The sequence below is a fragment of the Shewanella sp. 10N.286.54.B9 genome (assembly GCF_041468565.1).
GTDB lineage: Bacteria > Pseudomonadota > Gammaproteobacteria > Enterobacterales > Shewanellaceae > Shewanella.
In genome coordinates this window covers 83,826-105,209 of the sequence record NZ_JBFRIY010000009.1, presented here as the reverse complement: position 1 = coordinate 105,209, position 21,384 = coordinate 83,826, and the positions used below count along the sequence as shown (strand labels likewise).

15 protein-coding genes are annotated in these 21,384 nt (G+C 42.6%); 7 read left to right on the top strand and 8 right to left on the bottom strand.

Annotated features, from left to right (window positions below; all coding sequences use genetic code 11):
- Positions 1–50: 50 nt before the first annotated feature.
- From AB4135_RS02855 to AB4135_RS02845, 3 genes are all read left to right on the top strand, one after another.
- A complete protein-coding gene (locus AB4135_RS02855) occupies positions 51–3,125 on the top strand; it encodes a TonB-dependent receptor domain-containing protein (RefSeq protein ID WP_371990145.1) in 3,075 nt (1,024 codons plus the stop codon).
- A 701-nt stretch (positions 3,126–3,826) separates the two neighbouring features.
- Entirely contained in the window at positions 3,827–4,264 is a 438-nt protein-coding gene (locus AB4135_RS02850; protein ID WP_371990143.1) for a hypothetical protein, read from the top strand.
- 171 nt (positions 4,265–4,435) lie between these two features.
- On the top strand, positions 4,436–4,912 hold the full coding sequence (locus tag AB4135_RS02845; protein WP_371990141.1) for a hypothetical protein: 477 nt from the start codon (positions 4,436–4,438) through the stop codon (positions 4,910–4,912).
- A gap of 108 nt (positions 4,913–5,020) precedes the next feature.
- On the opposite strand, the gene AB4135_RS02840 is transcribed toward AB4135_RS02845, so the two are convergent.
- The 5 genes from AB4135_RS02840 to AB4135_RS02820 form a co-directional block, all read right to left on the bottom strand.
- Complete coding sequence (locus tag AB4135_RS02840) at positions 5,021–5,695, bottom strand: molecular chaperone (RefSeq protein WP_371990140.1); 675 nt, start codon at positions 5,693–5,695, stop codon at positions 5,021–5,023.
- A 101-nt stretch (positions 5,696–5,796) separates the two neighbouring features.
- Positions 5,797–6,474, bottom strand: a complete 678-nt coding sequence (locus AB4135_RS02835) for a DMSO/selenate family reductase complex B subunit (RefSeq protein ID WP_371990138.1) — start codon at positions 6,472–6,474, stop codon at positions 5,797–5,799.
- Positions 6,475–6,488: 14 nt separating this feature from the next.
- A complete protein-coding gene (locus AB4135_RS02830) occupies positions 6,489–9,017 on the bottom strand; it encodes a DMSO/selenate family reductase complex A subunit (RefSeq protein WP_371990136.1) in 2,529 nt (842 codons plus the stop codon).
- Between the two features lie 40 nt (positions 9,018–9,057).
- Positions 9,058–11,067: an MtrB/PioB family decaheme-associated outer membrane protein gene (locus AB4135_RS02825; RefSeq protein WP_371990134.1), complete on the bottom strand. Its 2,010-nt coding sequence runs from the start codon at positions 11,065–11,067 to the stop codon at positions 9,058–9,060.
- A gap of 17 nt (positions 11,068–11,084) precedes the next feature.
- Positions 11,085–12,011, bottom strand: a complete 927-nt coding sequence (locus tag AB4135_RS02820; RefSeq protein ID WP_371990256.1) for a DmsE family decaheme c-type cytochrome — start codon at positions 12,009–12,011, stop codon at positions 11,085–11,087.
- Between the two features lie 856 nt (positions 12,012–12,867).
- On the opposite strand from AB4135_RS02820, the gene AB4135_RS02815 reads away from it, so the two are divergent.
- From AB4135_RS02815 to rplY, 4 genes are all read left to right on the top strand, one after another.
- Complete coding sequence (locus AB4135_RS02815) at positions 12,868–13,455, top strand: pilus assembly protein PilD (protein WP_371990133.1); 588 nt, start codon at positions 12,868–12,870, stop codon at positions 13,453–13,455.
- A 167-nt stretch (positions 13,456–13,622) separates the two neighbouring features.
- Complete coding sequence (locus AB4135_RS02810; protein WP_371990131.1) at positions 13,623–15,017, top strand: murein L,D-transpeptidase; 1,395 nt, start codon at positions 13,623–13,625, stop codon at positions 15,015–15,017.
- Positions 15,018–15,113: 96 nt separating this feature from the next.
- Positions 15,114–15,662 (top strand): DUF882 domain-containing protein, encoded by a 549-nt coding sequence (locus AB4135_RS02805; RefSeq protein WP_371990130.1) that lies wholly within the window; start codon positions 15,114–15,116, stop codon positions 15,660–15,662.
- Between the two features lie 135 nt (positions 15,663–15,797).
- Complete coding sequence (gene rplY, locus AB4135_RS02800) at positions 15,798–16,085, top strand: 50S ribosomal protein L25 (RefSeq protein WP_371990128.1); 288 nt, start codon at positions 15,798–15,800, stop codon at positions 16,083–16,085.
- A gap of 59 nt (positions 16,086–16,144) precedes the next feature.
- Here the strand turns inward: rplY and AB4135_RS02795 are convergent, their stop codons facing one another.
- Genes AB4135_RS02795 through AB4135_RS02785 form a run of 3 tightly spaced genes read right to left on the bottom strand, consistent with a single transcriptional unit; the run spans position 16,145 to position 20,936 of the window.
- Positions 16,145–17,674, bottom strand: a complete 1,530-nt coding sequence (locus tag AB4135_RS02795; protein ID WP_371990126.1) for a SpoVR family protein — start codon at positions 17,672–17,674, stop codon at positions 16,145–16,147.
- A gap of 8 nt (positions 17,675–17,682) precedes the next feature.
- Positions 17,683–18,951, bottom strand: a complete 1,269-nt coding sequence (locus AB4135_RS02790) for a YeaH/YhbH family protein (protein WP_371990125.1) — start codon at positions 18,949–18,951, stop codon at positions 17,683–17,685.
- A gap of 50 nt (positions 18,952–19,001) precedes the next feature.
- Positions 19,002–20,936, bottom strand: coding sequence for a PrkA family serine protein kinase (locus tag AB4135_RS02785; protein ID WP_371990123.1), 1,935 nt, complete (start codon positions 20,934–20,936; stop codon positions 19,002–19,004).
- Positions 20,937–21,384: the final 448 nt, after the last annotated feature.

The window sequence follows — 21,384 nt, the reverse complement described above, 5'->3', positions numbered from 1 at the left end:
CTGTGAATGAAAAGCATCGCTATAAATAGAATATTCAAGGGAAATAAACTATGAATGGAATAAAAGTAACTTCCAGCTTTACCCCAAAGAAGACCTTAGCAGCACTTGCTGTGGGCTCAGTACTTATGCTTTCATCTCCAGCTGTACTTGCTGCAGATAAAGTTAACGGGAGTATGAAAGGGCAAGTACAAGTTGAAGCTGGTAATTCACTCGCTAATGTACAAGTATCTTTGGTACATACAACCAAAGGTATTACGCGTAAAACAACTACAGATAGCAATGGTAACTTTAACCTCAAAGCGCTACCAATCGGAAACTATACAGTAACCTTCACTAAAGACGGTTTTGATACTGTACAAGAAAGTGAAATCCAGATTAAAGCTGGTAATAGCTCTGTGTTCAATGTATCGATGTTTTCAGAGGGCGTTGAACGAATTCAAATTACCGGTACTAACATTCAAAGAATTGACTTCGAAAACTCAACCGCTTCAATTACTTTAACTGCTGAAGAGTTGGCAGTTCTGCCAATTGCTCAAGACTTAACCTCAGTAGCATTACTTTCACCTGCGACCTCATTAGCAGCTGATCCATACAAAGATTACGGTCGCGGAGTCTCTTTTAATGGCTCGTCTGTTGCAGAGAATGGTTACTTCTTAAATGGTCTCAACATTACCGATATTCGCAAAGGCTTAGGTTACATAGATATGCCCTGGGAGGCTATCGCACAAACCAGTGTCATCTCGGGTGGTGTATCAGCAGAGTATGGTCAGTTCATCGGTGGTGTAACTGACTTAGTAACCAAATCAGGAACCAATGAGTTTCAGTTTGGTGTAAGTGTTGACTATGTACCTGGTAGTTGGACTTCTCAGTCTCCCGATACTTGGGGATACGATACAACCGCTAACTCAAATGGCGAATACCCCCTTGATCCTAAGTTACTCACATATAATCAAGAAGATTACTTTGGTTCAACGAAATACAACATCTACGCTAGCGGTGCTATTTTGGAAGATACCTTATTCTTTTACGGTGTTTTTAACCCGCAACGCATAGAAGATAACTCTTCAACCACTTCTCAGTATACTCACAATGAAAAAGAAGCCGATTACTGGTTAGCAAAGCTAGATTGGTATATTACCGATAGTCACAGTCTCGGTTTTACGGCAATGAATAATGAATGGAAACAAAGTCAGTATTCTGCTAGGTATGATTTAGAAAATCGTGAACGTGATGAATTTGGCGACCCTGTAGAAAGCGAATGGGGCGGCTCACTATGGTCAGTGAACTATAGCGGTATTATCACTGATGACTTTTCGATTTCAGCGGTATACGGTGTAACTGAGCAAGAGAGTAGAGAGATCAACCCAACAGCGGGACAGCCTCCAGCTTGGGATTACCGAAACGGCTACTGGGAAAGGCTCACTGATTTCATTGGCGCTTTTGATCCGAGTGAAAGCAAGGATACACGAACTCAAGCTCGAATCGATTTTGACTGGGAACTTGGCGATCACTCACTAAGATTTGGTTACACCCAAGAAGTGATAGAAACCTACGACAATACAACGTACTCAGGCGGTGGCACCAAATATGAATATTTCTGGGCTGGGCAAGGTGATATTGATTGGTTTAATTGGCGACGAGCTACTGAGGGGCTAGCTCCTACTGCTCTACAAGCTGGAGATGCCTATGGCAAGAAATTACACTACGCCCTTGCAGGGGAAACAGAGTCTCGCACACACGCATTCTATATTGAAGATACGTGGCGTGTAACTGATGAAGTTACGTTGAATTTGGGTATTCGTAATAGTGGTTTCGAATCAGACACCTCTGCTGGTGACACCTATGCGGAAATGTCAAACCAGTGGGCTCCTAGGTTAGGTGCCATTTGGGATGTGGGTGGCAATGGCGAAACTAAAGTATACGCAAATTACGGTCGCTACTTTATGCCAATCTCACCAAACACTAACGTGCGCATGACTTTGGGCGAACTTAATCAATACGAATATGTTATGTTTGATTCTATAGACGCTGAAGGAAGGCCTGTAAACGAAGAATATATCAACCTATACAGCAACGGTGACGGTACTTTCACCCAGCCATACAGAACTCTGCGTGACGCAAATCTTGAGTCAATGTATAGCGACGAGTATGTTTTGGGTGTCACACAAACTATCGGCGATGACTGGACAGTTGGCGCTCGCTATATCTATCAAATCTTAGAAACTTCAATTGAAGATACAAATATGCAATATGCATTGAGTAAATTCCAGAAAGAAAACCCTGAAGAAGCTAAGAAATTGATAGATGATCAAGGTTGGAATACAGCTGGTGACTGGGTAGGTCTACTGACTAACCCAGGCTCGTCAGTTCTAGTGCAATATGATGTAGATGGTGATGGTGTTATCGGCGAGAGCGAAGGTGTCACTTGGGACGCTGATTACCTTGGTTATCCAAAAGCAGAACGTAAGTATCAAGCTTTAGAGCTAACGATTGAAGGTAAACCTACTGACAACTCTAGAATTGCTTTCTCGTATACTCACTCTAAATCAGAAGGCAACACTGAAGGTTTAGTCAGTGGAACTCACTCACAAGCCGATCCTGGTTTTAGTGCCTCATATGACACCCCTGAGCAGGTTGACTACTCATACGGTGAAACCTCTAACAACATACCTAATAAGTTTAAATTTTATGGTAGCTATGACTTTACTGAAGACTTTAACATGGGCTTTGTATTCCTAGCCCACGAAGGCCGCACTCGTAATAGACTTGGTTACCACCCTCAAGACGTTGACTCGTGTGCACCAGATGCAGATGTTACGACTTGTAGCAAGTGGAATGTCCAGAACTTTTACTCAGCTGGTAAACCTTCTCCACGTGGTTCTGGTGGACAAGGCGATTGGCTTACAAGTCTTGACTTAAGTGCCCGTTACATCATCGATGTTGGTTACGGTAACATTGCACTTAGCGCCAAGGTATTTAACGTGTTTAACTCTAATACCCCTGCTACGTACAACGATATGACAGAGTTCGGTAACGAAATTGGCCAGATGAACCCGAACTATGGTAACGCAACAAGTTATCAAGCACCGCGTTCATTCTTACTAACAGCTCGTTACGATTTCTAAATACCTAGCCTTACGGCTTGGCATTTTTGAAATCAATTAGCGATTTTAATTAGACCAGCAACAATTGTTGCTGGTCTTTTTTCTAAATTTTATCGGATTTTAATTTGCAAAGCTCTGTAGCTTAAGAGAGTAACCTTCTAGTTACCTTAAGCTCCATTGATACCTTTTCCATTAAAGCGTTGCTCGTTCAGCGGAAGTGAAAATCACTTTAGGCAAGTCAGTGGCTTATCGCTAATCGTTATTCTCGGTGCTAGCATCCTCGATAATTGCTCCTGCATTATTCTACCTTTGACCATCCTTGGTCTCGTACCTCTAAAATCTGACCGCCAAGGAGAGCGGAAATATCTCATCTTGTATGGAACAAAATAGACCATTTAGTCGTGCTTCGCTCTCGATAATTGCTCCTGCATTATTCTATCTTCGAACCCCTTGGTCTCGTACCTCCTAAATCTGACAGGCAGGGAGGCTGGGAATGTCTTATTTTGTACCGAACAAAATAGACCATGAAGGATGCTAGAGCCGAGAATAACTGAGACATAGACCGCACCCTAACTGATATTCATTCAAAAATTCTATTTGATTTTTCATCAAGGGAATATCCACTGGAGCATAGGGTTCTAATACCTAGCCGTTGAAATTTATTGTTGCTCTGCAGTGTCTTTGTCTAAAGTTAACTTAAGCTAATCTGCGAGGCGCCATTAATGAAGATATCTATCTCGGGCACAGAGACCATAAACGTATTTCAACTGACTGCGGTGTTCAGTATGTTGTTTGCCTTAGTGGGCTTTAGCTATAACGTGTGGCGCATGGAGATCACCGAATACAACAACAATGTTCGCTCAGCAAGCTTCGAGCTGCTGCTCCAACTTTCAGAGCTAGAGTCTATTATTTACGCGGCACATTATGATCAAGATATCATCCAAGGCAGCCCTCGAAAAGGTTGGATTAAAGTCAATCTTATCGCAGATTTAAGTGTGGTTACCGAACCCGACATTCAAACAGCGGCAGAGGCGTTAAAGGCTAACTGGCAACTCAATTGGGAGAGTGTGGCAAGCGATGAAAACAGTGCCATGCAAGTAGTGGCAAAAATTGATGATACCCGCTTAAAAGTGCGACAGCTACTCGTCTCTCTCAATTAGCTTCATCATATTCTTGACTTTAACGGCTAGCCCTATCCTAAATTTGTTGCGCGGAGCACAGCGGAATCAGCACGCTGTTGTTACAATAATCAGCACAGAAATAGCCTCATTATTGTGACTGTCTGTAAATTTAATCAAGTGCTATAAAAACGTTATCGATAAAGGATAGTAATGACATTAACACGTTCAATAGGCCAGCAATGGAGTAAGTCAATTCTTGCCCACCGTTTAGCGTTAACACTTAGAGAATGTGAGGCGGTGCAGCAATTATTTGGTGGCGCAACTCAGCTAACAACGGTCACTAACACCATAGCCGCATTAATCTTTATAGAGGGAAGCCCAATCTGGTTGCCACCTCTTGAAAGCACAGATGAAACACCGCTGCCTGATTCTTTAACCCTGCACTGTTTATTTGCAGCTAGTCACTTATTGTTTGTCAAAGAGATAGAGCAAAATCCATTGAACCAATCAGAGCACTTAGTGCTGACCATTGGCTTTCAGTGGAGTCAAACGCTCGTTAATAGCGAGTTGTTCGAGTCACTAACAGCTGAAAGTAAAAAGCAATGCCAACTACTACAAACCATCAACAGCCAGCTTGAAAAAGTACGCTTAGATAAGCGTCAATCTAGCCGTAATATGGGTAGCTAAACCCGAGCTAAAAACCAGAGCTAAAAACCAGAGTCTTGAATGCCAATAAATAGCAATAAAAAAGCCCGCAGCTGATTAAGCTGCGGGCTTTTTTATTATATTCACTGTCTAGCGATATAAACGCGTCTCTTTTGGTAGTAATTGAAAATCCTGCTGCATTTGCAGTAAGAAATCCCCCCCTAGCAAAGCGATGCCACGGTAAAACTCACTGCTTGCATGGTGTTGGGCTAACTCAAAACAGCGCGGGGCCCAAGGCAACAGATGCTGTTGCAATAACACCTGAGTAAAGCGAATCAGCGCTTGATTATCTGTTTCTAGCTGCAGACGACCAAAAGTCTGATCTAATACAGCAAAGAAAAGCCCGATATGATCAAGTGGCTGCGGATAATCAACATCAACGTTTACCCCATTGGCCTGATAGAAATCCATCAGCGCCATGGTGGAGCGATCATTAAGTAACTGCTCTTCACTCAAATACACCGAACCTTGTGGTACCGCATTCGGCTCACCAGGACCAAAAAACAGCTGACCATAGTCGAGCTTCAACTCAATAAGCTCAGCCTCATGAGTATCGGTTGGCCACTGTGCTAAAAATGCAGCCAGTGCCTCACGCCCTTTGCTATTTTGCTCGCGTTTGGCAAAAGTTGGCCAACTACCAGCAACATCACAATCCCTAAGCCCTTGCACTAGCTCGGCTTCTGGGTGACGAATAAGGCAGTGGTGCAAAATGCGCGCTAGCCCTTGATACTCAGCAAAATCTATCGACGCTATATTTGAAGACATGGTTCACCTTTAACACGATGCTGGACTCGTTATAGCCACAGCTTTTATTACACTAGAGATAAACGAATAGCGCCAGTTTTTGACGCTATTCGCCAGCAAGCTTAAACTTCTGTCGGGTTTAAGATCTTGCCTTCACCGCTACCAGCAGGGCTGCCATTAACGTTAGCCTTGATAATTAGGTTTGGCGATGTGATTGATGGTGATGGCAGTGGTGCAATATGACCATCGCCCTCGCCGTACTTCTCACGCAAGTTATCCATAGTATCAAAGTCTAGTGCACGCAGTGGACATGACTCAACACATACCGGCTTGCGACCATCAGCAATGCGCTCAAAACAACCGTCACACTTAGTCATCACTTTGCGTTCACGGTCAATTTGCGGCGCATCGTATGGACAAGCGCGTGAACAGCTTTCACAACCGATACAGATATCTTGTGCGACATGCACTAGACCATCTTCGCGGCGCTTATGCATTGCACCTGTTGGACAAGCTTTAACGCATACTGGCTCAGAACAGTGGTTACAACCAATTGACATGTAGTAAGCAAATACATTTTGCTCAAAACAGCCGTTATTACCCACAGTCCACTCACCACCACCGTACTCATACACTCGACGCCAAGTCACGCCGTTTAGTGCCGGCAAGGTGTTATCTTGCGGGTTAGAGTTGTTACGGATCTCATTGCTTTGGCGATCTTTACAAGACACGTGACACGCTTTACAACCAGTACACTTAGTGCTGTCTACATAAAAACCATATTGAGTTGGTTCAGTCATAATTAACTACTCTCTTAAATCTTTTTAATTGCAACACGGATGGTGTGCTGTGGGTTGCCTTTGGCAACAGGGCTTGGCTGATAACGTGTTAGCGAGTTAATTGCGCCGCCTTCATCGATGATATGCCCTGTACTACCAACCGTTTTACCTGGGTTAAACCAAGCACCTTGACCCAGTGCAAATACACCTGGTGCAACACGCGGCGTGATACGAACCTTAACGGCAATCGAACCACGTTCGTTGTACATTTCAACATTATCGCCAGAGCTCAAGCCATGCTTAGCACCGTCCATTGGGTTAACCCAAACCGCATCTTCAACCGCTTCACGTAACCAAGGTACATTGTGGTAGCTTGAGTGAGTACGACCTTTAGTGTGGTAACCCGCTAATTGAATTGGGTAATCTGTACTGGTGTCTTCATCCTCAAAGCCATCCCAAGTCACTGTGTACTGTGGGATTGCAGTGATGGTGTCACCTTTAACGCCTGTTGGGTTTAGTGGGCTGTTTTCTTGATCCCAGTTAGCGGCACGCCATGCAAGCTCTGCAGAGTAGATCTCAATCTTGCCACTTGGCGTTGCTAGTGGCTCACCACCATTGATGTAACTTGAAAGTGCAACGTGATCGTCTTGCATATGCTTACGGAAGAAACCAATCTCTTGCGCTTCTTTGTAAGTGGCAGGGAACGCTGGCACAACGCCTAGGTTAGTGCTGCTGTCTTTCGTCTTTTGGTATAACTCTTCAAGCCACTGCGCTTCTGTTTTACCTTCAGTGAATTCTGCTTCACAACCCATATATTTCGCGATCATCGCTGATGCTTCATACATAGACTTACAGTCCCACATTGGCTCAATCGCTGACTTCATCGCGGTGATGTAACCCAGCGCACCAGATGCGTATGAATCGTTAACTAAGTCGTTAGACTCTAACCAGCTAGTATCAGGCAAGATAATGTCGGCAAATTTAGCGCCTGGAGTCATCCAGCAGTCACAGCTAACGATTAGCTCAACGCCTGATTCATCTTGGTAGATTTCAGCGGTGTTGTTGATCTGTGCATGCTGGTTCAGTAGTGTGCTGTCAGATGCTGAAATAATCACTTTGATGTTTGTGCCAAGTGGCGTATCTAAGTCGTCAGTACCTTTTACACCATGGCTACGAGCTGTCATGGTTTCACCATGATGAATCGCTTCAGACCAAGTAAAGAAAGAGATCTTCTCTTTAACTGGGTTGCTACCCGCTGGAATACCCGCACGGTACATACCACTCATTGAAGGTAGTTCACCATTTGAGGCGCCCAAGGTACCAAGTTTACCGGTCAAAACTGATAGCATATACAGCGCACGCATGCTTTGCTCACCGTTTGCTTGGCGGTTAACACCAGCGCCAACAACGATGTATGGCGCTTGTGCGTTTTGCAGGTCAGTAGCAATTTGCTTGATTTCAGCCTCAGGAATACCGGTGATCTTTTCTGCCCACTCAGCAGTTTTCTTCGGCGCATCAGCGTATATGCCAAGGCCAAGAATGTAATCACGGTAGTTCTCTTCTGGTTTCATGACAGCCGCGTATTCTTGCTTAGTCGCATCACCGCTGGCAGCAAAGATATCTTTTTGCGCTTGGATAGATGCAGCGTCATAACCCACTGCGTACTTATTGATAAAATCAAGTGAGTTAACATCAACCCAACCTGAGCTAATCATCTGATAAGCGATAGCTTCTGCAAGCGCGGCATCTGTACCTGGACGAATAGGCAACCAAGTTGACTCTTTACCTAGCATAGAATCGGTGTAACGCGGGTCAATCATGGTCACTTTAAGACCATTCGATTTTTGCAATGCTTTTAGGTAATCATAACCTTCACCACTACCAGACTGACGAATTTCACTCGGGTTGTAAGCGATACCCAACAAGAAGTCACTGTTTGATAGCGTTACCGTTGATGAGCCTTTAGTGCTGCCAGTACCAAAAGTATGCGCCGCCGCTTCTTGCTGCTGTGCCCATGAGTAGTTACCGTAATAACTTAAGCAACCACCGTTAAGATTTAATAGACGGTTAAAACAGGCATTAGATGCAAAACCGTAGTAAGCACCTGAGCCATAGCTGCGGAAAATAGCCTTGTTACCATGCTCAGCAATCACTGAAGTCAGTTTGTTACCGATGGTTTTAGCCGCTTCGTCCCAAGTGATTGGCACGAACTTACCTTCGCCACGTTTACCAACACGTTTCATTGGCGACTTTAGACGGTCAACAGCGTAGGTACGTTGGCGCAATGAACGACCACGTGCACAAGCACGTACTTGGTAGATATCATCGCCATCAGTGATGTCATGGTCAGTTTCGACACGGGTAATCACACCGTCACGACTAAACACTTTAACGGGACAGTTTGAACCACAGTTTACTAGGCACGATGACCAAGTAATTTGCTCATCACCAACTGGTGGTTTAGGCGGAATAACATTGGCATCATCAGAGCTGGAATTACAGCCTGTAACTGTTGCTGCACAGCCCAGCGCAGCACTCATTTTTAAGAAACTTCTACGTTCCATAATCTCGTTTTCCTCGAACTTAAATTGTGACTGACTCGACCTAAAGCAGCTTGTAGCTGAAGGTCAACATCAGTTGATGGGCGTTATAATTGTGATTGATCTCACCTAAGGTGATTAATCCTGAATTGCTATCGGCGGTAACCTGTGCACTGTCTGTATCGAAGTAGCGTTCATACTGATAAGCCAGTTTTAACGCCATTTGCGGCGAGATCATGTATTGCCCATATAGGCTCATGCTATGGCTGTATGAGTAATAAGCACCGTAAGAGCCTTCGTTTGAAGGGCTTACACCAGTGCTACTTTCTGAGTTAGCAAATAGGTAATCCATACCTAGGGTCAATCTGTCTTCCATTAGGCCGGAATAGGTTGCCCCAAGGCCTAAGTTGATGAACTGGTCGCGAATTTCTGTGTTCCAAATTGCGCTTTGATCGCCGCTTTGGTCTGAATCAATCCACTGCTGACCTGCAAATGCGTACACTGATAGTGGCTTAGAAACCTGCAGATGAACATTGGCGTCATAGCCGTAATCTTTGGCTTGAGTTAACCCTATTTCGGTGGCGTCATAGTCGTCGTTAGCATAGTAAGTGCTAACATCAAACGTTAACCACTCTAATGGTGTGTAGCTAGCGCGAGCATTAGCCTCGGTACGATTGCGATCGGCTAAATGATACTTACGCATCAAAGAATCAGTCTCGTCAGTAGTTAGTTCATTAGCTTGATAGTCACTGCCGCCTCGCGAGCCATAACTTAGGCCAAAATCAAGGGTTAGCTTGTCGATAGCACGAATGTTCAGTTTGCTCCAAATTTCGCTATCTTGCGTCTCTTCGCGCTCACCATAACTGCGCTCAACCTGCTTATAGTCATAACCTGCTTGTAAGCGGTAACCACTGGCTAAACGGTAGCTTGCATTGGCTTTGAAAGTTTGACGTTCAATATCCATTGGGGTGTTTTGCTTAAAAGCACCCGACATTGAATCAAACTCGTACTGTGCAAAGTCAAATACTGATGAACGGTTATCACGCTTGTTGTAGTCGTAACTGGCACCAAGGCGTAAGCGACTACTTACTCTTGTACTCGCCGCTAAGTTGCTGCTAAAGGTGTCGACTTGACCATCCCAGTTTTGAATCGGGTTGCCACTCATCTGCACAAGATCTTGATCTTGGATCATTCGGCCCGATACCACACGACCACTGAACACACTTGAAGCTAAGCGGTATTGACCCGATAGCGACACTTGATGCGCTTGGTTATCAGGTGTTGCACTGTATACGTCATAGCTATAAGGCAAGCTTAAATCGCTAATATTATTCTCATAACGAGAGCCATGGTAGCTCAGCTCTGACAGCCAGTTATCACCATCTAGCACAATGCCAGCGCTAAATTTATCAGTGGTTTCATCAACCGGCTCCGCAAAGTTAACCGGACTTGGGCTCATTAAGCTGGCACTACGATGACCGGTTTTGTCTTCACGATCAAAACGAGCATAACTACTCAGACCTAGTTCGGTTAATGCTGAAAAATCATATTCAAAGCCGATGCCACTGCGCTGTCTCTGTAGGTCAAGATTAAGCTCACGGGTATGTTCACTAGGCGTTAGCATACCGTTGTTATGCCAAAGATTAGTTTGGGCATTACTGTATTGATTGGTGGTGATGGTTTGAAAATCCATATCAAGCTGGTACTGCTCACTCTTACCCGCTTCGATATTAATAAAACCATTATCCATTCCAAGCTGATGAGCTTGAACCTTGGCACGGTAACCACTTTGCTGGTAAGCCATATCCGCATTAACACCAGCAATGGCACCGTCGGTACCAGTACCTAACTGATTAATCGCATGGTCATCATCGGCATCAACCACACCAACACTGGCGCCAACGGTGCCAGAGTAACCGTCGGTTATCACACAACGCTTACACTGGTAATTGGCTGTTTTAAGGCTTTCAGTATTGGCTTGTTGAACACCAAAATCAGCAGCCATTACACCCGTTGCAGTACCAAACAGCGCTAGAGTGATCAAGTTTAAAGAAAACAATTTAGTTGAACGCATATTACTCACTCCAGGTCTTAACGGGCAAAGTTGCTGCCAGCGGGATGATTTGAACCATGAACTTTGCTGTGACAGTTAAGACAGCTCTTACCGGCACTAAAAGCATCTTGACCCGCTTGCGTCGCAACACGGCTTGCGTGTCCATCGTCTGCGTGACATTGCTGACATAATTGCGGCACTCGCGTTTTAAGTAGTGCTTCATTCACGCTACCGTGAGCGGTGTGACAGTTTGAACAATCTTCCATAACTGGCGCATGCTCCCACAGGAATGGGCCACGCTTGTCGGCATGACACTCAGCGCAAGTCTCATTAAGGCTAGGTTTAATCAGCGCGCTTTCAGTCATTGAACCGTGAGGGCTATGGCAATCAATACAGGTCATCTGGTCCCATTTCATTGGGTGAGATGAGCGCTTGTTCATATCTGCTTTTGCACGGGTATGACACGAGGTACACGTATCGTTAACCATTAAGCGATCAAGTGCCGGATCTTTTGCGGCGTGGATCTGGTGACAATCAGCGCAAGCCACCTCTTCTAGGTTGTGAGTGCTGTTATGCCAAGCCATCTGTTTAGGATCGTTATGGCAACCTTGGCAAACACTGTTTTGGCTTTCGGCAGGTAATTTGCTGTCAGAGCCAAAACTAATCATTGGCTCTTTACCACCACGATTATGCTTACCTTGTGGGCCGTGACAGGCTTCACACTGCATACCAGACATTGGTGATTTACTGCTACTCATATCACCATGAACGCCATCAAAAAGCGCCATCACTTTAGGGCTTTTCTTATGACACATCAGGCAAGAATCGGCACCTTTAGAAGAGTACTTACCCTCGCTAAACTTCTCAGTTAACTTTTGCTCGAGATCGGCAGAGCTAAGGTCGCTCCACGGCGTTGCATGAGCGGGAAAAACACTAATTAATAGTGTGAATAAACTCGTCGCCATTAATTTGGCAAGATTTCTGGTGGACATCTACTTACGAACCCCTTGTATATCGAAGGGGGTATTTTAGTGATTTAACCTCTGTATGTTCAAGCTAACAACGACCCAGTTAAGTGTTGTTACATATCGCCAATTTTTGAGAAATCCGCTAATCAGATCACAGTTAAAAAACGCTTTTAAAATACACCTTTAAAACCTCAGAAAATAATTACTTTAACTTAATTAGCAACTTAAAGTTTAACTGATAATGACTATCATCTTTAGCAGTTATTAATATAGTAATTAATTGTAAACAACTTGATTTTAGATTGACTCAGGTTTTGAACTTGATCACGAAAAAAATATGACTGCTTCAGCTAAAAAACAGGAGTACCTAATAATATATACCCAAACCGATTTAAATTTAAAATAAACACAACACAACCAAGCAAAAATCAAACACAAAATAAACAAGAGTTACCACTTCACTCATTAAAATTACTTTTATTTTCAGTGTAAGCCTAGTTACGCCACAGTGTTTACACTTGCGCTTGAAACTAGCCATAACCAGCCATATTGGCTTTGTTACCTAAACACATCATGATGAACAAAATGACTACAAAACGCTCAGTACACTCGCTTATACCAATTGCATTAAGTATTTGACCCGTTCAGAGCCCCTCAGTCTTTTCAATTCAAAGCGCATTGGTAAAGAAATGGTTATTCCCTTTTAAGCTAATGCAAAGCAGAAGTGGAAAGACTGAGGAGCTCACGTAGTGCGGGTTTCAAAACACTGTATGCTTCGCTATGGGATTTGGATATAGAATAACTATTAGCTCAAATCCTGCTACTTGCCTACAGCGTTTTGAATTCCCGCTGAATGGTCAAACTTTTAATGCAATTGGTATTACTCTTAATAGAGCTGGTTACGGTAATTATAATACTGGGGATTATCGCGATAGTCGCTATGCCGAGATTGGTAAGCTTAAGTCAAGATGCTCATGACTCTGTTGCCCATAATGTATTTGCTAGCTTTAGCACCTCCGTTAGCCTTTACCATAGTTGTTGGGCCGCATCTGGTGCCAATGGCTACCAAGTCGATTTAACTTGTTTTGGTGCAGGCGATGTGGACTCTACCACGACCGGTTATCCTTTAGGGATAGACACGAATAACAGTGCAAGTGGAACTAAACTTCAAGGTGATTACTGCAAACAAGTATGGCAAGGATTGCTAGATAATAATGACTACAAGCTTGTGATGCATTCAAATGCAGCCTTTGAAGGTAATAACGATATTGTTTATTGGTACTATGATGGTGATCTAGCGGATAAGGATACCCACTGCTATTACAATTACATTGTTGATGACAGAAGTAAGGGCGCAGAAAACTGGCAACTAAAATACTATCCTGCTACTGGTAAAACTCAGGTTGGACGTTCTGTTTTAAGTATTCAACCTGATCCATAAGCTAGTTTTAGCCGCTTAAAGACAGTAAATTTTCTTACATAAGCAGTTGATTAGTCGATATTGAGTTTACTCAAGCTTATGTAATTGAAGTTTTATGCTGCCCACTGTCATATACAAAGCACATTTATTTGCCATACTTAAGAAGAGTTTTCTTATTTGGTGAGTCAATGCGATTTTTTAGTTTTAGCTTTTTAGTTTATGTTGTATTGATGAGTTCAGCAGCGCTAGCAGATGCGAGGTTGAGCGCTGCAAACAATATGTTATTAAAACAACTGAAGTTAATTAACCTTGTTGAACCCGCTCCAGCTTATCAAAAGCACATGACTCAGTTAGCCAGTACTATTGTGACAGAAAAACAATTTGAGCTTATTGAAGCCGATATTGTTGATTTTTGGTCACGCCATCAGATAAAAACCCATAGCACTGAAGCTTCAAAAGTTAACGATCTTTTAGTTCGCGTAATGTCTTTGGAGCCAAAGATAAATGATTACCTGCAGTTGCAAAACCGACTTTCACATTTGCAGTGGCTTACTGAACAAAATCAATGGCAACGGATCCGTGTAGAGGGCTTGATTAGGCCTGGAATGCAAAGCGCCACTCTTCCCGCTATCGCAACGCGTTTATCTTTACTTGGGGATGGCACTGCAAATGCTGTTGAGCTGGATGTTTTTGAAGATGATTTAGTTAATATAGTTAAGCGTTTTCAACGACGCCATGGCTTAACCCCCGATGGAATTATTGGCCCAGATACTATGAAATGGCTGAATATGGCACCATCGCAGCGAGCTACTATATTAGCAAGAAGTTTCATTCAAAAGTCGACATTTATGTCACAACGAGACGATCGTTTTTTGGTGATAAATATACCAGCGTTTGAAATGGAGTTAATTAATGACGGTAGAGTTGAACTTGAATCGCGAGTTATTGTTGGTAAACCATTTAGGCAAACTCCTTTACTAAGTAGTGCAATTTCTAATGTTGTGATAAATCCTAGTTGGCGAGTACCAAAAAAGATTTTATATAATGATTTGTTACCACAGGTTCGCAAAGATGGAAGTTACATTGAACAGCGTGAGTTTGACGTATTTGATCGACAGGGTAATCGAGTGATTAAGTCTGCAGAGCAGTGGCGTGATTTAGCGTTTGGACCCTTTCCATTTCGATTTGTACAGCGACCTGGAGTTAACAATACCTTAGGGCGATACAAATTTTATTTTCCTAATGATTTTAGTGTTTATCTACACGATACCGCTGATCCTAATCTCTTTAATCAAAGTTATAGAGCTCTGTCCTCAGGATGCATTAGGATAGAAAATGTTGAGGGTTTAGCTAACTGGATGGCCGCCAACCTAGTAAAAGATAAACAAACTTGGGTGGATAGGCATGTGAACAGAGATAAAACCCAGTGGTTTGCTTTGAATTCGACCTTAAATGTTCACTTGGTGTACTGGACGGCATGGATAGATAAAGACAATTTAGCTCAATTTAGAAATGATATTTACCAAAAGCAGTCGATTAGCGATGGAAAACCACCTTCAATTGCTCAGATCAATAGCTTATAGAGTATTTATTAATATTTTCTGCTGATAACTTGCATTCCTATTACTTTAAGGCTACTTTGCCTGCCAGTTGTAGGAAAAGTAGTCAGTGGTGAAAGTGTGACCGTAGTATGTTCTGCTCGTAGACAGTTATTATTAGGCCTTGGTGGAGTAGCAATGTTTTCTATGCTACCTACAAAAGCACAAGCAAGTCGTTCAACCAAAGGGGTTAGAAGTTTAGGCTTTTACAACCGTCATACAGGTGAACGCGGGCAGGGAAGCTATTGGATTGATGGTGATTACCAAAGTGATATCTTGACTGATTTTAGTCAAGTATTACGTGACCATCGCCAAAATGAGTCAGCTCCAATGGATAAAAGGCTGTTTGATTTTGCCTTTTTATTAAAACAATCCTTAAATTTTGACGATGAATTTCACATAATTTCAGGCTATCGTTCACCGAAAACGAATCAAATGCTAGCCAAGAGAAGTAATGGGGTTGCTAAGAAGAGCTACCACATGAAGGGGATGGCGCTTGATATCGCTGTGCCAGGTGTCAAGCTTGCCGAAGTAAGAAGCGCTGCTTTAGCACTTAAACTCGGCGGAGTAGGTTATTATCCTAACTCAGGGTTCGTGCATATCGATACCGGCCCAATAAGAAGTTGGTAATTAACTGTACGAGTAGGCTAATAATATTTTGTTTATTTGGCTGATGTATGTTAGTATCCGCCCGCTTTTAGTAAGTAATGGTTGGTCGAAAATCGTTACTATACATTTATATTAATTTTTTAAGTGAGTTTTATTATGTCTTACACAATCGCTGCACAAATCCGCACTGAAATAGGGAAAGGTTCGAGCCGCCGCCTACGTCATGCTAACAAAGTACCTGCTGTTATCTACGGTCCAGGCAAAGAAGCTATCTCTATCGTTTTCGATCATAAAGATATCATCAATATCCAAGCGAACGATGACTTTTACAATACTGACCTAACTATCTCTTTAGATGGTAAAGACGTAGCAGTACGTGTTCAAGACATGCAACGCCATGCATTCAAGCCTTTGATTGAACATATTGATTTCAAATTTGCTTAAATTTTAAGTGAATTAAAAAAAGCGCCCTTAACGGCGCTTTTTTTGTGTCTTGAATAAGGTTAGATATTGGCTGCGTTATCTAACTTTCGTTCCGGGCAAGCAGCAATGACCTTCATATCACCATTATCTCCTTGTTCAATTTGAACATCAAAGCCCCATAACCTATGAATATGCTTAACGACTTCATGTCGAGTGTCTGCTAGTGGGATCCTAGCATTAGGCACGTAACGGAGTGTAAGCGACCTATCTCCGGATACTTCAACATTATGTACTTGGATATTAGGTTCTATGTTTGACAAGTTGTACTGTTGTGACAGTTTCTCTCTGATCTCTTTATACCCTTGTTCGTCGTGTATAGCTGATACAGCCAAATAATTTTTGTTATCGTCATCTAGGATAGAGAATAGTTTAAATTGACGAATGATATTGGGAGAGAGGTACTGGCTTATGAAGCTTTCATCTTTAAAATTCTCCATGGCAAAGTGCAACGTTGTTAACCAATCACTGCCTGCGATATCTGGGAACCAGTGTTTATCTTCCTCGGTAGGGTTTTCGCATATGCGGCGTATATCAACGAACATATTGAAACCGAGAGCGTAAGGGTTTATACCGCTATAGTGTGGACTGTTGTAACTTGGCTGTGCGACAACGTTAGTATGGCTTTGCAAAAATTCTAACATGAAGCGATCTGTTACTAATCCTTCATCATACAGATGGTTTAATATCGTATAGTGCCAAAATGTAGCCCAGCCTTCATTCATCACTTGAGTTTGTTTTTGAGGATAGAAATACTGGCCCATTTTTCTGACTATCCGAACAATCTCACGTTGCCAAGGTTCTAAAAGTGGCGCATTTTTTTCAATAAAATACAGAATATTTTCTTGAGGCTCAGCCGGGAAGCGCTGAGCTTTAGCTTTTTGTTCCTCATGCGGCGCTACAGGCACGGTGCGCCATAAATCATTAACCTGACTTTGAAGGTATGCTTCACGGTCCTTTTGACGCATCTGCTCCTCTTTGAAAGATATTTCACTTGGACGCTTGTATCTGTCTACACCGAAACTCATTAGTGCATGGCATGAGTCAATAATACTTTCAACTTTTTCGACACCATGTTTTTCCTCGCAGTTGCTAATGTAATTCCTAGCAAATACAAGATAGTCAATAATGGAGCTTGCATCGGTCCAAGTTTTGAACAAATAGTTACCTTTAAAAAAACTGTTATGCCCAAAGCTAGCATGCGCCATAACTAGAGCTTGCATCGTTATGGTGTTCTCCTCCATGAGATATGCAATACAAGGCTCTGAATTAATGACAATTTCATAAGCTAAGCCCATTTGTCCTCTTTTATAGCCTTGTTCTGTCTCAATAAATCGTTTACCAAACGACCAGTGGGTATAACCAATAGGCATGCCTATTCCCGCGTAAGCATCCATCATCTGCTCAGCGGTAATAACCTCAATTTGATTCGGATAAGCATCTAATCGGTAGTGGTTTGCTACGCGTTCAATCTCTGTTAAATAGGTTTGTAGCAACTCGAAGTTCCAATCGGGACCATCATCTAATGGTGTTCTTTTCTTTGCATTCTCCATAGCGCCCCCTATACAGCTTGCTTCTTGAACAGCTCTCTAAATACAGGATAAATATCTTCCGCCTGCTTTATGTGCTGCACAGCAATATTGTCGTGTGATTTTTGTAGTGTTTCGTACTCTCTCCACAGCGTTTGGTGCGCTCTGTTAGTGATTTCTATATAACTAAAATATCTCACCACCGGCAGTAATTGCTTTTCAAGTATTTGATGGCATGAAGGGGAGTCATCAGCCCAATTGTCGCCATCAGAAGCTTGAGCTGCATATATATTCCACTCATTTTCTGGATAGCGCTTTTGTTGGATCTCATGCATCAATTTCAATGCACTTGATACAATCGTCCCACCTGTTTCTTGAGAATAGAAAAACTCATGTTCGTCTACTTCTTTAGCCTGCGTGTGATGGCGGATGTATACGACTTCTAAGTTCTTATAGGTTCTTGTTAAAAATAGGTAAAGCAGAATATAAAAACGCTTTGCCATATCTTTAGTTGCTTGGTCCATAGAACCTGAAACATCCATTAGACAAAACATCACCGCCTGGCTAGAGGGCACTTCTCTTTTTGCATAGTTGTTGTAGCGTAAATCAAAGGTATCGATAAAAGGTACTTTTTTGATCCTGCGCTGTAGATCTTCTATCTCTGCTTTAAGGGCGAGGATCCTGTCAGCGTTTGACCCTGCTTTATTTTCGAGTTCCTCTAGCTCTTGCTGTAGTTCGAGTAGGGTTCGTTTTTTAGTCGACGTCATCGCCATACGGCGTGCAATTGATGAGCGCAGTGAGCGAACGATATTGATATTTGCTGGCACACCATCATTAGTAAACCCAGCTCGATATACTTGATATTCAACAAGCTTATTAAGGCGGTTATTCTGGAGATTCGGCAGCTCTAAATCTTCGAATAATAGTTCCAAATATTCATCTTTAGAGATCTGGAATACAAAGTCGTCGTTTCCTTCACCTGAATCTGATGCTTCACCTTGACCAGCGCCTTGGCCGTTGCCTGATGGCGGTCTTTCTATTTGATCGCCACGGCTAAACTGGTCATTACCTGGATGGACCCGCTCCCGGATACCACCACTACCTTGATGGAAAGTTGGCTCACTGATATCCCGAGTGGGAATGCTTATCTTTTCTCCTTTGTCTACGTCGGTAACACTTCTATGGGTCACCGCATCACTGACGGCCTTCTTAATTTGTTTCTTATAACGATTAATAAAGCGTTGTCGATTAACCGTGCTTTTTCCCTTTGCATTGAGTCTTCTATCAATGAAATTTGCCATGCGCACCTCCTAGCCTGATTAAAGGGGGAGAGTTCCCCCTAGCTGGCTTTCTAAGAAGACTTCCTCACTCTCAGATACCACTCTGAAAGTAGTCTTACTTGCTTTTGGGTATAGCCTTTTTCCATCATTCTGTTGACGAAGTCATCGTGCTTACGTTGATCATCGGTTGATGTTTTACCATTAAAAGAGATCACGGGAAGCAGATCTTCGGTATTGGAGAACATCTTTTTCTCAATGACGGTTCTTAGCTTCTCGTAGCTAGTCCAAAGTGGGTTTGTACCTTCGTTATTTGCCCTTGCTCGTAGCACAAAATTGACTATCTCATTTCGAAAATCTTTAGGGTTACTAATACCTGCTGGCTTTTCAATTTTTTCTAGTTCAGCATTAAGTGCAGCCCTATCAAATAATTGGCCTGTTTCAGGATCTCTATATTCTTGATCTTGGATCCAAAAATCGGCATAGGTGACATAGCGATCAAAAATGTTTTGCCCGTATTCTGAATAAGATTCAAGATAAGCCGTTTGGATCTCTTTCCCAATAAACTCTACGTACTTGGGGATAAGGTAACCCTTCAGAAACTCTAAATAACGTTCTGCAACTTCAGTTGGAAACTGCTCCTGCTCTATCTGACGCTCTAGTACATAGAAAAGATGCACCGGGTTTGCAGCAATTTCAGTATGGTCAAAATTGAATACTTTGGATAAAATCTTAAACGCGAAGCGGGTGGATAAACCTAGCATCCCTTCATCGACACCAGCATAGTCTCGGTACTCTTGGTATGACTTTGCCTTTGGATCTGTATCTTTGAGGCTTTCGCCGTCATAAACTCGCATTTTTGAATAGATTGATGAATTTTCGGGCGCAACGACTCGTGACAGTACACTGAATTGGGCTAGGGTTTCTAGGGTACCAGGTGCACAGGGAGTATTGGCTAATTCTGAGTTTGTCAGCAGTTTTTCGTAGATCCTTACCTCTTCTGAAAGTCGCAAACAGTAAGGGACTTTTACAATATATACTCGGTCTAAAAACGCCTCGTTAGTTTTGTTGTTTCTAAAGGTTGTCCATTCCGATTCATTGGAGTGGGCGAGAATAATACCGCCAAAGGGTAGGGCTGAAAGCCCCTCAGTACCGTTAAAGTTACCTTCTTGGGTAGCAGTAAGCAGCGGATGTAAGACTTTTATTGGCGCCTTAAACATCTCGACAAACTCCATCATGCCTTGGTTCGCGCGGCATAATGCTCCTGAATAGGAGTAGGCGTCAGCATCATTCTGTGCAAAATGCTCTAATTGTCTGATATCGACTTTACCAACCAAAGATGAAATATCTTGGTTGTTTTCATCACCCGGTTCAGTTTTCGCAATCGCTAATTGATCGAGAATAGAAGGGTATACTTTAACAACTTTAAACTTTGAAATGTCTCCGCCGTATTCATGTAATCGTTTTACAGCCCATGGCGACATAATGCTTTTTAAATAGCGTTTAGGGATCCCATATTCCTGTTTTAAAATATCGCCATCTTCTTCAAGATTAAATAGGCAGAATGGGTGGTCGTTGACTGGGCTGCGCACACCATCGGCAGTAAGTACATAAATCGGTACGTTTTGCATTAATGCTTTAAGTTTCTCTGCTAAAGAGGATTTACCGCCGCCAACAGGGCCTAACAGATAGAGAATTTGTTTAGACTCTTCAAGTCCTTGAGCTGAATGCTTTAAATATGCAACAATTTGTTCAATTGCTTCTTCCATGCCGTAAAAATCTTTAAAGGCTGGATAGCGAGATATTAAGCGATTGGAAAAGAGCCTGCTTAGGACAGGGTCTTTAGACGTATCAATTAGCTCCGGTTCCCCAATAGCAATCAATAAGCGCTCTGCTGCAGATGCAAAAGCACTGCGATCCTCCTTACATATACTGAGAAACTCTTCTAGAGAATACTCTTCATCTAGTTTTTTTTCATAGCGTTGTTGGTAATGCTCAAAAATACCCATAACCCACCCCCTAAACAACTTAAAAGAATTAGAGGCTATTAATATAGGCCTCCCACTATTAAGGTTAGTCGGTATTTTGCAGAGGTGAGAGAAAAAACCAAATAAAAACAATAGGAAATAGTTGCAAATGCAATAATTGCAGATGTGGCGGTGGGTTTAATTCACTCTTTGGCTGTGAAACTGTTGCCAGAACTTGGGAGACTAAATTGATGAAAGAGTGGTAAATCTTAGACGTAAATTAAGAAAGTCTGCAAGCCTAGGAGACAATATTCATTTAGCAATACATGTTAGGGGCTGTTGATCTTTCGAGCTTAGGTTTTATTCGGTTCTTTCCCGTAAGGAATAATGCTTCTAGTACAAGGCTTGAGCGATAAAGCTTAGCTGGCTAAGTGAAAAGCTCATAACACATTCTAGTCATAAAAGAATAGAAGCATTGAATCGAACCCAA

What these genes read in the sequence shown, in the direction of transcription:
- AB4135_RS02855 (WP_371990145.1), top strand. Translation starts at nt 51, where the DNA reads ATGAATGGAATAAAAGTAACTTCCAGCTTTACCCCAAAGAAGACCTTA.
- AB4135_RS02850 (WP_371990143.1), top strand. Translation starts at nt 3,827, where the DNA reads ATGAAGATATCTATCTCGGGCACAGAGACCATAAACGTATTTCAACTG.
- AB4135_RS02845 (WP_371990141.1), top strand. Translation starts at nt 4,436, where the DNA reads ATGACATTAACACGTTCAATAGGCCAGCAATGGAGTAAGTCAATTCTT.
- AB4135_RS02840 (WP_371990140.1), bottom strand. Translation starts at nt 5,695, where the DNA reads ATGTCTTCAAATATAGCGTCGATAGATTTTGCTGAGTATCAAGGGCTA.
- AB4135_RS02835 (WP_371990138.1), bottom strand. Translation starts at nt 6,474, where the DNA reads ATGACTGAACCAACTCAATATGGTTTTTATGTAGACAGCACTAAGTGT.
- AB4135_RS02830 (WP_371990136.1), bottom strand. Translation starts at nt 9,017, where the DNA reads ATGGAACGTAGAAGTTTCTTAAAAATGAGTGCTGCGCTGGGCTGTGCA.
- AB4135_RS02825 (WP_371990134.1), bottom strand. Translation starts at nt 11,067, where the DNA reads ATGCGTTCAACTAAATTGTTTTCTTTAAACTTGATCACTCTAGCGCTG.
- AB4135_RS02820 (WP_371990256.1), bottom strand. Translation starts at nt 12,011, where the DNA reads ATGGCGACGAGTTTATTCACACTATTAATTAGTGTTTTTCCCGCTCAT.
- AB4135_RS02815 (WP_371990133.1), top strand. Translation starts at nt 12,868, where the DNA reads ATGGTCAAACTTTTAATGCAATTGGTATTACTCTTAATAGAGCTGGTT.
- AB4135_RS02810 (WP_371990131.1), top strand. Translation starts at nt 13,623, where the DNA reads ATGCGATTTTTTAGTTTTAGCTTTTTAGTTTATGTTGTATTGATGAGT.
- rplY (WP_371990128.1), top strand. Translation starts at nt 15,798, where the DNA reads ATGTCTTACACAATCGCTGCACAAATCCGCACTGAAATAGGGAAAGGT.
- AB4135_RS02795 (WP_371990126.1), bottom strand. Translation starts at nt 17,674, where the DNA reads ATGGAGAATGCAAAGAAAAGAACACCATTAGATGATGGTCCCGATTGG.
- AB4135_RS02790 (WP_371990125.1), bottom strand. Translation starts at nt 18,951, where the DNA reads ATGGCAAATTTCATTGATAGAAGACTCAATGCAAAGGGAAAAAGCACG.
- AB4135_RS02785 (WP_371990123.1), bottom strand. Translation starts at nt 20,936, where the DNA reads ATGGGTATTTTTGAGCATTACCAACAACGCTATGAAAAAAAACTAGAT.